Source organism: uncultured Flavonifractor sp. (assembly GCF_944383115.1).
In the GTDB taxonomy this organism is placed as follows: Bacteria; Bacillota; Clostridia; order Oscillospirales; family Oscillospiraceae; genus Flavonifractor.
Window position 1 is genome coordinate 1 of record NZ_CALWOJ010000047.1, and the last position, 15,690, is coordinate 15,690.

At 61.2% G+C, this 15,690-nt stretch carries 11 protein-coding genes, 1 pseudogene and 1 riboswitch; of the genes and pseudogenes, 11 read left to right on the top strand and 1 reads right to left on the bottom strand.

The window, feature by feature from the left end; all coding sequences use genetic code 11:
- On the bottom strand, positions 1-7,370 hold a 7,370-nt coding region (locus Q0K43_RS06565), incomplete at its 3' end, for a Cna B-type domain-containing protein (RefSeq protein WP_297289764.1).
- A gap of 33 nt (positions 7,371-7,403) precedes the next feature.
- Positions 7,404-7,495: riboswitch (cyclic di-GMP riboswitch) on the bottom strand.
- A gap of 353 nt (positions 7,496-7,848) precedes the next feature.
- Here Q0K43_RS06565 and Q0K43_RS06570 point away from each other — a divergent pair.
- The 11 genes and pseudogenes from Q0K43_RS06570 to Q0K43_RS06620 all read left to right on the top strand — a co-directional run.
- Positions 7,849-9,063: a BTAD domain-containing putative transcriptional regulator gene (locus Q0K43_RS06570; RefSeq protein ID WP_297289765.1), complete on the top strand. Its 1,215-nt coding sequence runs from the start codon at positions 7,849-7,851 to the stop codon at positions 9,061-9,063.
- 15 nt (positions 9,064-9,078) lie between these two features.
- The gene (locus Q0K43_RS06575) at positions 9,079-9,825 is read left to right on the top strand and encodes a sortase (protein ID WP_297289766.1); all 747 of its coding nucleotides are present in this window, start codon (positions 9,079-9,081) and stop codon (positions 9,823-9,825) included.
- An 8-nt stretch (positions 9,826-9,833) separates the two neighbouring features.
- Positions 9,834-10,763 (top strand): transglutaminase-like domain-containing protein, encoded by a 930-nt coding sequence (locus tag Q0K43_RS06580; RefSeq protein WP_297289767.1) that lies wholly within the window; start codon positions 9,834-9,836, stop codon positions 10,761-10,763.
- Positions 10,764-10,859: 96 nt separating this feature from the next.
- Complete coding sequence (locus Q0K43_RS06585; RefSeq protein WP_297289768.1) at positions 10,860-11,894, top strand: type II secretion system F family protein; 1,035 nt, start codon at positions 10,860-10,862, stop codon at positions 11,892-11,894.
- Between the two features lie 3 nt (positions 11,895-11,897).
- Entirely contained in the window at positions 11,898-12,203 is a 306-nt protein-coding gene (locus Q0K43_RS06590) for a hypothetical protein (protein WP_297289769.1), read from the top strand.
- Positions 12,204-12,216: 13 nt separating this feature from the next.
- Entirely contained in the window at positions 12,217-12,699 is a 483-nt protein-coding gene (locus Q0K43_RS06595) for a DUF4860 domain-containing protein (protein WP_297289770.1), read from the top strand.
- Entirely contained in the window at positions 12,696-13,037 is a 342-nt protein-coding gene (locus tag Q0K43_RS06600; protein ID WP_297289771.1) for a type IV pilus modification PilV family protein, read from the top strand. The genes Q0K43_RS06595 and Q0K43_RS06600 overlap by 4 nt, the downstream gene beginning before the upstream one ends.
- Positions 13,034-13,420, top strand: a complete 387-nt coding sequence (locus tag Q0K43_RS06605; protein WP_297289772.1) for a hypothetical protein — start codon at positions 13,034-13,036, stop codon at positions 13,418-13,420. The genes Q0K43_RS06600 and Q0K43_RS06605 overlap by 4 nt, the downstream gene beginning before the upstream one ends.
- Positions 13,417-14,481 carry a type IV pilus twitching motility protein PilT gene (locus Q0K43_RS06610; RefSeq protein WP_366086140.1) on the top strand — a complete coding sequence of 355 codons (1,065 nt, stop codon included), beginning with the start codon at positions 13,417-13,419 and terminating at the stop codon, positions 14,479-14,481. The genes Q0K43_RS06605 and Q0K43_RS06610 overlap by 4 nt, the downstream gene beginning before the upstream one ends.
- A gap of 21 nt (positions 14,482-14,502) precedes the next feature.
- Positions 14,503-14,937, top strand: coding sequence for a hypothetical protein (locus Q0K43_RS06615; protein WP_297289774.1), 435 nt, complete (start codon positions 14,503-14,505; stop codon positions 14,935-14,937).
- Between the two features lie 144 nt (positions 14,938-15,081).
- Positions 15,082-15,690 (top strand): annotated as a pseudogene (locus tag Q0K43_RS06620) (LTA synthase family protein); the annotation flags it as partial.

A 15,690-nucleotide genomic window follows, 5' to 3' on the forward strand; every position in this document is an offset into this window, starting at 1 on the left:
GCCGCGTCGGACTGGAGGACGATGGTCACGCTGGCGGGACGATCCACGCCGTTATCCACCCAGCTCTTGCTGCCGGACAGCGTGAAATCATTCGTCTCGGTCAGGTAGTTGTAGAAGGAAAAGTCCTTCTGCTGGCCGGTGTAGGCGGTGCCGTCCAGGCCGGTCTCTTTGGCGGTGTAGGTGATGAGCTTGCCGTCCTTGTACAGGGGCAGGTTCTCAAAGGTATGGGTCTCATTGGCGTTGGCGCCGGTGAACTGGCAGGTATACTCGCTGCCGTCGCTGCCGGTGAGAACGATGGTCACGTCGGGACGGGACTGCTCGGTGGCGTTCACGTCCACCCAGTACTTGGTGACGGTCACGGAAGTGCTGCCGCCGTTGATGGTGTTGGTAACAGTGTAGGAGAAGTTGCTGCTGTTGTCGGTATCGGCGCTGATGGTGCAGTCGTAACCGGTATCCTTGCCGCCTACCACCAGGTTGCCGGCATCGTCTACGTCCACTTCCTTCACGGTGTAGACATAGGCCGCGCCGTCGGCGTCATACTGATCCAGGTTGGTAAAGGTGTGTTTGAGTTCCTGAGCCCAGGTGCCTTCGGTCTTGGCGAAGGTCACTACCTTGCCATCCACGGCTACGCCGTTGCGGTAAAGCTGGATGGAGATGGAGTCGGGGCGGGTGCCGGCGTCGGCATCGTTCCAGATCTTCTCCACAGACACGGATACCTTGCCCTGGCTAATGGTATTGGTCAGGGTGTAGCCGTTGGCGGGCGCACCGTTGGTGGTGGTGTAGCCGGGTACGCTGTCGGTGACGCTGTAGACATTGCGGGTCCAGGCGCCCTCCACCTTCTCGTACTCGGGCAGGTTGGTAAAGCTGAACTTCCAGTCGGGGCCGGTGACGGTCTGGGTCTTACCGGTCTCTACCGCGTTTTTCAGCAGAACCACGGTGATCTCGTCGGGCCGCAGGCCGGCGGCATCGTTGCCATCCACCCACTTCTTCACGCCGGAGATGTCGATGGTGCCGGGTACGAAGGTGTTGGTTACATTGAGGCCGTCAATAGTCACCGCATACTTGTGGCCGTCCACAGTGACGGAACCGCCGTCATAAACCAGTTCGTTCAGGTCAATCTGCTTGTCGCCGTCGGTGTCGCCGCCCCACTCGGCCACGGTGTAGGTGTAGGCCTGGCCGTTGGGATCCCGCAGAGGCAGACCGGTAAAGCTGTGGGAGTTGTTGCCGGTCAGCTCCACGCTCTCCACGATGGTGCCATCCCGCAGCAGGACCAGGGTGGCGGTGGTGTCAAACCCAGCCACGGTATCCCAGCTCTTGCTGACGGTGATGCTGTCGGAACCCTGATCCACGTTGGTCACGGTAATCTTACGCTCGCTGGAATTGGCCGGGGTGATGCTGGCAGGGGCATAGTGTACGGCATAGCCGCTGTCGGGCTTGGTCTCCACGGCGTAGTAAACGCACTTGGCGCCGGTCTTCACGTCATAGGTGGGCAGGGTGGCCTTGCCGGAAGCGCCGCCGGCGGGGATGGTCACGGTGCCGGCCAGCACGTCGTCACCCTCACCGGGTACGGCGTCCTTCTGGCCTACCTGCTGCCACAGCTGCACGGTAACTTCCACATTGGGGTTGTTGGGCAGCCACACCTTCTCCACGGTGATCTCCACATTCTGAGGATCCACCTGGTTGGTGACGGTGATGGTGCGCTGGTCCTCATTCTTGGGTACGATGGTCTCGGGGCTGTAGGACACGATGTAGCCGCTGGCAGGCGCGGATTCCACGGCATAGTAGGTGTAGCTGCTGCCGTCGCCCACGTTGGTGGCGGGCAGTTCCAGGGTCGCGGAGGTCTCACCGGCGCGGATGGTCACGCTGCCGGCCTTCACGTCGTCGCCCTCACCGGCCACGGCGTCCTTGTCGCCCACCACGCGCCACAGATCCACGGTCACATCCACAGGCGCCACAGTGGCGGGCTGCCACACCTTGTTGACGGTAATGGTCACGGTGTCGGGGCTCTGAGGAGCGTAGTACAGGTCAATGACCTTATCCCGGTCGATGTTGGAGCCCTTGAGCGGATCGCCGTTGGCATGATGGAAGTGATAGAGTACGCCGTCCTTGGTGATGGTGGACAGCTGCTTGTCGGTCACATCCCAGTCGCCGCCCTCCAGGATCTCGGGGCTGACATAGGTCTCGCCAATCTTGTTGCCGTTCAGGTCGTAGTAGTTGACGGTGACGTCATACTTGGCGGTCACGACACGGCGCTCGTAGTTGAGAACCACCACATAGGTGTGGTTTACCTGCTCCAGGGTGAAGGTAAATCCGCCCTCGGGCTTGACGCCGTCGATGGTGCCGTCCAGGAAGTCGTAGCCATTTCCGTTATAATTCTTGTAATCGTCGGGGTTGACAACGATCTCTTCGCCTTCTGTACCGACTACCACTTCGCCGGTCTCGGTCTCGGTGGGCTGAGCCACGCCGTCGATGTAGGTGGTGTAATTGCGGATCACCTGATAGCTGAAGATATCGGTGCTGATGTGGTCGTTGGTAATGACGAAGGCACCGTCGTCCCGGGTGGTGTAGTCCACGTTGAAGTGGTCGTGATCAATGGTGATCACATACTGCTCGCCGCTGAGGGTGGCGCCCACTTCCTGAGCGGTGTACACGATCTCCTTGACGGAGGTCACGGCGCCGTCGCCGTCGGTGGTGTAGGCGTAGCGGGGCAGGTTCTCAAAGGTATAGGTCCAGCCGCCCTCGGCGGAGATGTCCACGGGGTTCTTGTAGGCCTCAATGCTGCCGTTGTAGGGCTGGCCGTCGGCATAGAGCTGGATCTGCACGGAGGCAGGCTCATCGCTGCCGGGCAGCATCTCCCACACCTTGACCACGGTCAGGGAGGCGTCCTCCACCTGCTCCACGGTGTTGGTGAACACATTGCCCACCTGGCTGGTGGTGTAGCCGGGTACCTCGTTCTCGGTGACGGTATACTTGTAGGTGTTGCGGTCGGCGTCGTACTTCTCCAGATCCTCAAAGGTGCCCTTCCAGGTGCCGTCGGGCTGGGCGTTGGCCTCAGTCAGGGTGAGGGTCTGGGAGAAGCCGGGGTCCCCCTCCCGGGTCAGGGTAAAGGTAACTTCTTCCACCGCGGGACCCTGCCATACCTTGGTTACCGGGATGGAGATCAGCTCCTGCTCCAGGGTGTTGGTAATGGTACCGGTGCCGTAGCTGACCACATAGGTCTCGCCGTCAATGACGATGGTGCCGCCATGCTCCACCCGCACGCCGCCGTCCATCTCATACACGGCGTAGTGCTTGGTGCTGCCGTCGGTGCCATAGGCCTCCAGGCCGTCGAACACATAGCTGCCGGTGGTGGTGGTGGTCTTAACGGGAGTCTCCTTCAGAACGGTACCGTGTTCATCCACTTCGAACACGCCCACGGTAACGGGGCTGTGGGACTGCTTGCCGCCGTCCACCCAAACTTTCTTACCTTCCACCTTGGTGGAGCCGGGGCTGAAGGTGTTGGTAAAGTGGAACACGCCGGTCTCCGGGTCTACGCTCACCTGAGAGGTGTAGCGATCGGCCAGAGGTCCGTCCATCGTCTCCTGGATGGTGTACTTGATCTCGGTGCAGGACACCTTCTGGCCGTCCTGCTCCACATACTTATACTTTTCCAGACCGCTGAAGGTGATGTTGGTGGGATCATATCCCTCGTCGCTGCTGCGGATAACCTTGCCGGTATCCACGCCGTCGGCGTACAGGGTGAAGGTCAGCTCGGGACGGCTGGCCTCGTCGCCCTCCACCCAAACCTTGTCGGCGGTGACGGAGGTCTCAGCCTGATCGATAACGTTGTAAACAGTGAACTGATAGGCCGCGTTCTTTACCACAGTTGCGGTATAGCCTTCGGGTACGTTGCTCTCGCTGAGGGTGTACTCAATGAGCTTGCCCTGGTCGTCCCGCAGGGGTAGGCCCTCTACCACGGCAGTCCACTTGTTGCCTTCGTTCAGGGTGGCAAACTGGCCGGAGGGGGCGCCGTTGGCCAGGATCTCAATGTCGATCTCCTCGTGGCTGGCGGCGGCATCCACCCACACCTTGGTCACGGTAATGCTGGTCTCGCCGGGCTCCAGGGTGTTGGTAACGGTCCAGTTGTTGCCCTCCTGCTCATACTTGGGGTTGCCGTACTTGTCAACGGTCTCCTCCACCACGGTGTACTGGATGAGCGCGCCGTTGGCATCATACTTGGGCAGATCGGTAAAGGTATGGGTCAGATTCTCTGCCGTCCACTCGTCGTAAGCGGGGGCCAGCTCCTCGCCTTCCTGGCCCACTTCCGCATCGTGATGGGTGGCGCTCAGGGTAACGCTATCTACTTCGGTCTCGCCGTTCATCAGCTTAAAGGTAATGGAGGTGGGCCGCAGGCCCTCGGCGTTGTCGTCGTCCATCCACACCTTGGTCACGGTAACCTCAGTGGTGCCGGTGAGGGTATTGGTGAAGTTGTTGTTGCCGTCGTCGGTCTGGGTGAAGAAGTCGCCGCCGGTGAGGCCGGTGACCTCCACTTCCACGATGGTGTACGCAATGGTGTGGCCGTCGGCGTCGGCGCCATAAGCCACGTCGCCCACGGAAGTGCCGTTCAGGGCGTACTTGGGCAGGTCGGTAAAGCTGATGCTGCTGTCCTTCAGGCCCAGTACCACGGTCTTGCCGGTGGCCTGATCGTCGGCATACAGCTCGAAGGTAGCCTTGACGTCCTCATCGCCGGTCAGAGCAGCGGCCTTCCAGGTCTTGGTGCCGGCGACGGAGACGGTTTCGTCCTGGGCGATGGTGTTTGTGATGGTAAACTTGTCGCCGCTATTGGACACGGCGGCGTTGTAGCTGTGGCCGTTGACGGTAAAGGTGCCATTGTTGGTGACCTCCTGGCCGTCAATGACCTCCACCACGGTGTAGGTGATGGGCTGGCCCGCGTCGTCGTAAGCGTCCACGGTGCCAAAGCTGGCGCTCCAGTCGTTGGCGCCGTTCAGGGTAACGGTAGCCACCGGCTCGGTGCCGTTCTTCATCAACTTGGCGGTAACGTCCTTCCAGTCGGCCTGGGGACCCACCCAGTTCTTTTCCACCGAGTAGGTAACCTGCTGGGAGCGGGCGTTGGTCAGGGCAAAGCTCAGGCCCTCGCCCTGCTGGCTGTTGACCAGCTTCCAGCCCTCCACAGGCTGCTCGTCAACAGCATAAGTAATGGTCTCGCCGGTGGCCACATCCACGGTGGGCACGGTGACAGAGCCGGTCCAGCCGCTTGCTTTGTCGAGGATGATGGTCTCTTCCACCACAGTCTCGCCGGACTGGTTGGTGCCGGTCACGTTCACAGTGACCACCACGTCGTCGGCAGGCTGGCCGCCCAGCCAGCTCTTGTTGACGGTCAGTTCCTGATCCTTGGGGTCCAGCTCATTGTAGATCGTAAAGCCGTCCAGCTTTACAGGCGCTCCGCTGCTGTCGGTTACGGACACTTCGCCCCAGGCCACGGTGACGGTGTACTCCTCCGCCTTGCTCTGGTCATAGCCGGCGGGGACGGTCTCGGTCATGGTGTAGCTGTGGCCGGAGGGGATGTCGGTAAAGGTTACGGTATTGTTGATGGTAGAGGCAGTCTTGACCACGGTGGACCCGTCGCCCTTACCGCAGGCGCAGTCGGCGGCGTGGGTCAGGGTAAAGGTGGCCACGTTCTGCAGTTCACCGGAACGGGCGGCGGAGGTGTAGCCGAACTGGGCGTCGGGGTTATTCTTGTCCGCCTTAGTGAAGGAGAAGCTGCCGCTGTACACGCCCACCTTGGGCACGTCGAAGGTTGCTTTCAACACATCATCCTGAGAGGCAGGCGGCTCTTCGCCCATGTAATAGGTCAAGGTAGTGGGATCGTTGGTGTCGTAGATGGCCTGACCGGCGGTCATGGCGTGACCAATATTGTCCACCTTGACCTTGTAGGACAGAGTATACTTATAGGTGCCGTCGGGCTGCTCTACGCCGGTCTCGTTCCACACCTGCCACAGGAAGGATCTGCCGTCGTCGGAAATCTGTACGTTCTCCTTATCGCCCCCGATAAGGCCCTCAAAGGTCACATAGTCGCTCATGGGGTCGGTAACTTCCCAGACGCTTACATCCGTGACTATTTTATTTAAAATGCTGCTGTACATCTGCTCCAGCTGGGCCGGGTCAGAAGTGGAAGTTGCCTGAGTAGCAGGATCATTAACCAAGCTCTCCATGACATACGAACTGCAGGCTATTGTATTTTCAGGAGAAATAACGGGAGATACTTTAACCCAAGTACCATTGAGGACTACTTTATACTTGCCATAAGAGTCAAATTTACCCATAAAATCCGTGGTCTCCGCATTGCCCACGTATACAGTGTAAATTTCATACCCATCCTGCCGAATGTTATAAGCTTCAGAAATAGTCGGCAGCATATGCTCTGTCAGCGTGTAGCCATCTACGGTATAGTCGTCTCTGGTCTCAACATTCCAGCTCACGACTTCTTTCATGACTTGAGAAACAAGAACACTATCCTTATAATCATTGAAATACCACTGCTCCGACTTTACGGTATAGCCCTTGTTAAATTCGGTAATCCGGTGCGTGTACTTCTGAGCCTTGCTCATATCGCCATCCACAGGAGGCTGATAATAATTAAAGTCATCCCCCGCTTCCACTACCTTCAAAGCCTGATAGCTGCGGGTAGGCAGGCCATCACTAAGTAGAATAATAAGCCGGTCAGCTTTTTCGTCGTTCGGATCATCCAGTCTGGCCCGGTCAGCGTTTAGCATCTCCCATGCTTTTCGCAGACCGGCTTGGGTAAACGTACCAGAGCCTTGCCACATGCCCCCAATAAAGCTGTGCGCCCTAGATTTAATCTCTTCACGGTCTGTAAGGGAAAACAAATCGACTGCTTTTACCTTTGCGGTATCACTGAAGTCTACAACTGACACACCGCAGCCGTCGGGCATATCCTCGGCCATCAGCTGATCCACAAACTGATTGGCTGCATCTTTAGCGTAATCCAGATATGAACGGCCATTTGCCTGAGTACCCATGCTGTAGGAGGTATCCATTACCAGTACAACACGCACAGGCTTTACATTGCTTGTTTCGGCAATATTCTTTTTTGAAATTACTTCCAGATCAATCTGGAATTCATTCTCGGCGCAATTTTCCTGTGATACCGTCTTATTCATTGAGACGGCCCAGTTGTCGTCTTTGGTCACAGGATTGCCCAGCTCATCAAAATACTGCTGCTCTGGATTGAGCATTGGGTTTTCCTGCGTCCCGGAACCGGTCGCAAAGGCGCCGGTGGGGAGCATCCCCAAAATCATAACCAGGGTGAGCAGCAGAGAGAGCATCCGTTTCGCTTTTTTTGCCAACATCATTCATTCTCCTCTCAAGTTGAGAATGGAGTCAGTGGCGGCCGGACTGGCGTAGCGGCGCGTCCGCCGCGGTAGCCTCCTGAGCTTTGCGTCCCGGCGTTTCCGCCGGTTTGCCGTTTTTCACGCTCCGAACATTTGGTCGTGTTTTGTCAGTGATGATTGATATGATATGGTATACGCCCCGCCACAAACGGGGCGGGAAAAAGAGGGGTGCCTCCGGCGCGTCCGCCGGGCCCGGACCCGTGATCCGGGCGTAGTCTCAGATAAGATAAGGCAAGTTTAGCAACCGCTGGTTACTTTTGGGTTACATCAGCAAAGTTTACCAGGCGCCCCTTTCCAGTTCTGAAACCAAATTTACAGGTAAAAGGTGCTAAATTGGGAGAAAACACACTTCCGTACCAGGAAATTCTGTGTTATAATAAGCTAAATATTTCATGTCTGCCGGACGCAGGTCCGGCTTGAAGCGAGGTGTCCGATCATGCACATGTCAGATACGGGCTCTGAAGAAGCCGTACTTCAGGCATCCATGCTGGGCGGTCTGCGCCTGACAATCGGGCCGCGTACGCTGACCCAAGATGAGAACCGGGCTCAGAAACTGTGGAGTGTACTGTGCTATCTGCTCCTCCACCGGGACCGCAGCGTACCCCAGAGTGAACTGATCGACCTGTTCTGGCCGGAGGAGGACCGGGCCAATCCCACCAGCGCACTCAAGACCCTGCTCCACCGCACCAGGGCCATGCTGGAATCCCTGTTCCCCGACGGGCCATCCCCCATCCTCTCCGGGCGGGGGAGTTATGCCTGGAATCCGGAAGTGCCCTGCCGGGTGGACGCGGAGGAATTTGAGGGGCTGTGTATTCGCTCCCTGGATGAGACCCTCGGCCGGGAACAGCGGCGGGAACTCTGCCGCCAGGCCGAGCAGCTCTATCAGGGCGACCTGCTGCCCAGGCTGAGTACCCAGCTGTGGGTTGTCTCCCTGGCCACCCACTACCACACCCGCTATGTGGAGCTGGTCAAACGCTACGCCGCCCTGCTGGAGGAGGATCAGTCCTTCCCCCAGATGGAGCAGGTGTGCGCCCGGGCCTGCGAGCTGGACCCCCTGGACGAGGAGCTGCAGGTGCTGCTCATCCGCTCCCTGCTCCGTCAGGGAAAGAGTACCGCCGCCCTCAGCCGGTATGAGGCCGCCACCGATCTACTCTACCGCAATCTGGGGGTGCGCCCCTCCCAGGCCCTCCGGGATCTCTACCGGGAGATTATGGATGTGGAAAAGGGCCTGGAGACCGATCTGGAGGTCATTCAGAGCCAGCTGCAGGAGGCCGCGGGAAAGTCGGGCGCCTTTGTGTGCGAGTACGGCTTCTTCCAGCAGGTCTACCGGCTGGAGGCCCGCCGGGCCGCCCGCAACGGCACCTGCATCCATATCGCCCTGCTCACCGTCTCCCAGCCCGGCGGCGGCGTGCCGCCCCTCAACGTACTGAACCAGACCATGGATCAGCTGCTGACCGTCATTACCGCCAGCCTCCGCCGGGGCGACGTGGTCAGCCGGTTCAGCGGCGCCCAGTATGTGCTGATGCTGCCCGGCGCCAGCCAGGAGGACGCGGTCATGGTCATGGACCGTATCCTGTCCTCCTTCCGCACCAAACACCGATTCAACTGTCTGGAGCTGGCCTATAAGGTCCGGGCTCTGGATATCAACTAGGAGTTGTTGTCATCCATGAAAAAACGCGCCATTCCTCTGGCGGGCGTACTCTTCCTGTGTCTGGCCTGCGTGGCTCTGGGCGCGGGACTGGCCGTGCTGTGGCTGGGCGGCGGCGCCCCCCAGGCGCCCCAGATCCAGGTCTCCCCGCCGCCGGTGCAGACTTCCTCGCCCTCGCCCACGCCCGACACGCCCTCCCCCACCCCCACCGATGAAACCGTGCCGGAGGGCAATCCCGCCATGGACGACAACGGCCTGCCCAAGGACGGGGTCTATGTCACCGACGCCCGGGCCGCCTATGTGAGCGGTTCCATGCGTCTCATCATCCCCAAGCTGAATGTGGATGTACCTGTCCTGAACGGCGTGGACTCCGCCACCCTGCTCCAGGGCGTGGGCCTGTACGACTACGCCCAGCTCCCCTCCGAGGGCGGGGCCAACGTGTCCATCGCCGGACACCGCAACGGCCTGCGGGGCGGACAGATCACCGACAATATGCCCTTCTACTACATCAATACCCTTACCGAGGGGGACTACCTCTATCTCACCGAGGGGGATACCATCTATCAGTATCAGTGGGAATGCACCCAGGTCATCGAACCCGACGACTGGAGCGTGGTCTATAACCGGGGGTACGGCTGCGTGACCCTCACTACCTGCACCCCCATCGGCGTGGCCGACCACCGGCTGGTGGTGCGGGGCGAGCTGGTGGAAACCTACCCGCTGTCCCAGGACTTCTCCTACCCCTCCGATACCGGAAAGGAGTGATATCTCGTATGAGACCATTTGCCAAACACCGGGTATTATCCGCCCTGCTGGCCCTGTGCATTGTGGGCGCCAGCTTTGCCGCCGTGCTGGGGGCAACCCACGCCTCCGCCAACCAGAAGCCCGCCACCCTGCCCGTCAAGGCCGAACCCAAGACCGGCGTCACCGTCTATGAGAACAAAAAGGCCTCGGTGGACGCCTCCAACCTGAGCGAAGGCTATGTCATGGTACGCTACACCGGCGGCAAGCAGGTGAAGATCAAGGTGCTGATCACCGGCGAAAACGGCGTCACCTACACCTATAACCTGAACAACACCGGCGTGGCCGAGACCTTCCCCCTCACCGAGGGCAACGGCCGCTACTCCATCAAGGTGTATGAGAACACCACCGGCACCAAGTACGCCCTGGCCTTCAGCACCCAGGTGGATCTGACCCTGCGCAACGTGTTTCTGCCCTACCTCTACCCCAATCAGTACGTCAACTACACCGCCGACTGCAACACGGTGAAAAAGGCCGCCGAGCTGACGGCGGGCAAAACCTCCGACCTGGACAAGGTCAGCACCATCTACTATTTCGTCACCGACAACTTTACCTACGACTACGACCTGGCCAAAACGGTGCAGAGCGGCTACCTGCCCAATGTGGATCAGGCCCTCTCCACCAAGAAGGGCATCTGCTTCGACTACGCCGCCGTCATGGCCTCCATGCTCCGCAGCCAGAACATCCCCTGCAAGCTGGTGGTGGGCTACGCCGGCACCATCTATCACGCCTGGATCGACGTGTATATCGAGGGCGTGGGCTGGGTGGACAAAGTAATCTACTTTGACGGCAAGAGCTGGACTATGATGGACCCCACCTTTGTCTCCACCGGCAAACACAGCAGCTCCATCCTCAGCTATGTGACCAACGAGGCCAATTATCAGCAAAAATTCGCCTACTGATACCGGACGGGCGGCAAACCGGCAGCCCTGCCACAGGCGCCGGCTTGCCGCCCGCTTTTCATTTTCCTTGTATCCTGCCAGAAGGGGGCGTTGCCCGTGAAAAAGCGCATACCGCAGCCGGACGACAGCCAGCTGGCCGGCCTGTGCCGGCAGCTGGCCCTTTTGCTGCGGGCCGGCGTGGGCAGCGAGGAGGGGGTGGAGCTGCTGCTGGAGGACAGCGGACAGCTTACCGACCTGTTTACCTCCATGCACCAGTCCCTGGCGGAGGGCGCATCCCTGTCCGCCTCCATGGAACAGGCCGGCGTCTTCCCCTCCTATTTGCTGCAGATGGTAGACATGGGGGAGCGGACCGGGCGGTTGGAACAGGTGCTGTTCTCCCTGGCCGGATACTATGACCGGCAGGCCGATACCGCCCGGGCCCTGCGCCGGGCGGCAGCTTATCCGGCAGGGATGGCCCTGCTCATCCTGATCCTTTTCGGCACGCTGGTATCCCAGGTGCTGCCCGTGTTTCGGCGGGTCTTCGAGCAGCTGGGCGGGGCCCCTAATTCTGCAGCCCATGCCGCGCTGAATCTGGGGGACGCCGCGCAGATCGCTGCCTGGATCCTGACAATCCTTCTGGGGCTGGGCGTCATTCTGGCCCTGGCATTCTCCCGCACCCGCCGGGGCCGCCAGGCCGCCCGGCGGCTCTTTGCCCGTACCCGGGCGAGGCGGGCGGTGGATCGCAGTCACTTTGCCGCCGCCATGGCCCTGATGCTCTCCAGCGGCCTGCCTGTGGAGGAGGCCGCCGGACGGGCTGTGGGTCTGTTGGAAGGCGCCGGTCTGGCCCGGCAGGCCGCCGCCTGCTACAACCAGATCCAGTCCGGCGTCTCCTTTTATCAGGCAGTAGCCCAGACCGGGCTTTTCTCCTCCATCCAGCTGGGTCTGCTGCGGGCAGGCAGCCGGGCGGGCGCCACCGATCAGGCTATGGACGAGTTGGCCGGCCGCTGCGCCGCTGAGGCGGAGCAGAAGCTGGACGCCATGCTCAACCGCTTTGAGTACGCCCTGGTGGTTCTTCTGTGCCTGTCCATCGGGCTGGTGCTGCTGTCGGTAATGCTTCCCCTGGCGGGAATGCTGTCCGCCGTGGGAGGCTGAGACATGAGGGGCAGCAGAGACCGGCGGCCCTTGCGGCTGATCTGCCTGGGCGGAGTGCTGGCGGCGGCGCTTTGGGTAATCAGCGGAACACTGGCCGGACGGGCGGACAACGAAAGCCTGGAACTGGCCGCCCGCTCCATCCGCAGAGCGGCAGTACAGTGCTATGCGCTGGAGGGCGCCTACCCGCCCTCCCTGGATTATCTCAAGACCTACTACGGAGTGACGGTGGACGAGGACCGCTGCTTTGTGGATTATCAATATGTGGCAGCTAACCTGATGCCTGACATCACCGTGCTGCCCCGTTCCTGAGAGGAGGCGGCCCATGGAACCCCGTTCGGGCGGTCGGCTGGTACGGCCGGCCTTGACCATCGTGCTGTGCGCCCTGTACCTGCTGCTGGCCGGCAGCCTCTCTCTGCTGTCCGGACAGGCTTATCAGGCTACGGCCCACTCCTCGGATGACACCTTCCTGCCCCGCACGGCCCTGTCCTATCTGGCCAACCAGGTGCGGCGGGGGGATGAGGCCGGCGGCCTTTCGGTGACCCGTTTCGGGGATTCGGACGCCCTGGCCCTGGAGGAGGACGGTTACACCACCCTGCTCTACTGCTGGGACGGCTGGCTGCGGGAACTTTACGCCCAGACGGATCTGAGCTTCACCCCCGCCGACGGCACCCAGATCCTACCCCTGGATGCGTTGGAAATCGGGCGGGAGGGACGGCTGTTGACGTTTACCATCCGCTCCGGGGACCAGCAATACAGCATTTCGGTCTCCCCGCGGTCCTGGCCGGAAGAGGGGGAAGCGGCATGAAGCGATCTCATCTGTTCCTGCTGGAACTGATCCTGGATCTGGCCCTGTTCGTGTTGTGCGGAGCAGTATGTGTCGGACTCTTCCTCCATGCGGGCGCCATGAGCAGGGAAAGTCAGCGGCTCACCCAGGCGGTGGCCCTGGCCCAGAGCGCGGCGGAGGCGCTGCGGGCGGATGAACTGCCGCCCCAGGCGCCCCAGGGATACCAGATCCTGTCCCAGGTGGAGGAAGCGGGAGAGGGACTGTACTGCGCCCGTGTGGAGATCCGCTGGGAGGACAGCGTGGTTTATACCCTGGAGACCCAATGGGTCGGGTACGGGGAGGAGGCGGACGGGCCGTGAAACGTTCCTTTGTAAGTCCTGTGGGAGTGGGCGTTCTGTCAGTCATTACCGTGCTGCTGGTCCTTACCATCTCCCTTTTTGCCGCCCTGGCGGTATCCACCGCCCAGGCCGATCTGGCCCTCTCCCAAAAGAACGCCGAGACGGTGGCGGCCTATTACGCCGCCGACGCCCAGGCGGCCCAGCTGTACGCCGCCTTTGCCGCCGGCGACCAGCCATCCCTGGAGGCGGAGATACCCATCACCCAACGTCAGTCCCTGATCCTCCGCCTGAACCGGGAAGCGGACGGCAGGGTGGAAGTTGTGGAGTGGCGCACCCACACGTCGGACGTCCCGGCGGAGGACAATCTGCCGGTCTGGAGCGGTGAGGAAGGAGGAAACGGTTGATGCTCAAGCAAATCCTGCATACCGGTATGGCCCGGAAGGCCTCCGATATTCTCATCATCGCGGGGCTTCCCGTATCCTATAAGATCAACGGAGTTATCATGCGGGACGGCCAGCGGCTGCTGCCCGCCGACACCGCCGCCCTGGCGGAGGAACTCTACCGTATGGCCGGCGACCGGGATATGACCCGGCTGCTGGAGGAGGGGGACGACGACTTCTCCTTCGCCCTGCCCGGCCTGTGCCGCTTTCGGGTAAACGCCCTGAAACAGCGCGGTTCCCTGGGCCTGGTGATCCGGGTGGTCTCCTTCCAGCTGCCCGACCGCAAGGCCCTGGGCATTCCCGACGGGGTCATGTCCTTTGCGGCCTATAACCGGGGCCTGGTGCTGTATACCGGCCCGGCAGGCAGCGGCAAGACCACCACCCTGGCCTGTATTGTGGACGAGATCAACTCCACCCGCAACGCCCACGTCATCACCATCGAGGACCCCATCGAGTATCTCCACCAGCACCGCCAGAGCGTGGTCACCCAGCGGGAACTCAACACCGACACCCGCTCCTATGACGCCGCCCTCCGGGCCGCTCTGCGGGAGGCGCCCGACATCATTCTGGTGGGGGAGATGCGGGATACAAAGACCATCCGGGCCGCCGTCACCGCCGCTGAGACCGGGCATCTGGTCATTTCCACCCTGCACACCATCGGCGCCTCCAACACCATCGACCGCATTCTGGATTCCTTCCCGCCCCAGCAGCAGGATCAGATCCGAATGCAGCTGGCTATGGTGCTGGAAGGGGTGGTCTCCCAGCGTCTGCTGCCCACCCTGGACGGCAGGCAGGTTCCCGCCTTTGAGATCATGAAGGTCAACAGCGCCGTGCGCAGCATGATCCGGGAGTCCCGGTGCCATCAGCTGGACAACACCATCGCCCAGTCGGCAGGGGAGGGGATGATTACCCTGGATCAGAGCATCCTGAACCTGGTTCAATCCGGCCAGGTTGCCCCGGCGGACGCCGTGCGCTTTGCCACCAATCCGGACTGGATGCGCAAGCGGTTGGGCGTCTCCGGCTGAACCGACAGGAGGTAAACGGACATGATTTCCTTTAACTATGAAACGGCGGCCCTGCGGGTGTGCATTGACCGGGCGGAGGCAGGCTGCCTCTCCGGCCGCATCCTGGGCCGCCGGATGAAGCAGGAGGCCCCTTTTTCCGATATAGGCAGTCTGCTGCTTCAGATTGAGGCCATCCTGGACGAGCAAAAGGCCCCGCAGGCCTTCCAGCGGGGCAGACGCTTTTCTGACAAACCAGTCGAGCCGGTACCCGCCGCGGAAAGTCTGGAGGACGGCATGCCCTCCGAGGCCGTCCAGGCCGCCCACGGCGCAGTGGCCACGTTCTGCCTCCAGATCGTCACTCGGTGCAACGCCACCTGGCAGGGTGCGGTGGACTGGCTGGACGGTCTTGGCCCCCAGTCATTTGACAGCGCCCTGGAGCTGATCAAAATGCTGGATGCCCGGCTGTCTCCCCACTAACGCAGATCTCTTCACCCCTCTTCCCAATATAGGGATGGCCGCCTGAAGGCGGCCATTTTTCCTGTCCGGCGGAGGTGTCTTTGACAAGTCGGGGCTTTTGCGCTATAATTGCACACTATCTTCCTTTTTTCTGGAGACCAAACTATGAACGTGACCCACATTACCACAATCCTTCGCAAAGACCGGCTGTGGCAGGCGGTCTTTTTGCTGCTCACACCCGTTACCGCCGTGTGGCTGATGCAGTTTACATACGGGGCCAATCCCTTTGCCCTGACCTTTCCCATTCTGGTGGCCAACGCCCTGTGCGTGGCCGCTCTGTTCTGGACTCTGTGCGCCCTGGTGGGGCGCATTGCCCCCTGCACCATCGGCATTCACATTGCCGCCGGGTCCTGGGGCGCAGCCAACTGCTTTGTCAACGCCTTCCGGGGTACCCCTATCCTGCCCTGGGACTTCTCCGCCCTGGGCACCGCCGCCAGCGTGGCGGGCAACTACCACCTGTTCCTCACCTGGCAGATGGGAGTCGCCATCTTTCTGGCCGCCGCCCTGGTGGTGTTCCTCCACCCGGAGCGGCGCAAGGCCCGGCTGCGGCTCACCAGCCGCAAGCGGCTGCCCCTGCGGCTGGCCTGTCTGGCGGCGGGGCTGGCCTGCCTCATGTTCCTGCTACCCTCGGAAAAGCTGGAGAAGCTGGGGGTCAAGACCGACGTGTGGGATCAGGCGGGGGCCTACCGCACCGGCGGCTGCCTGGCCGTCTTT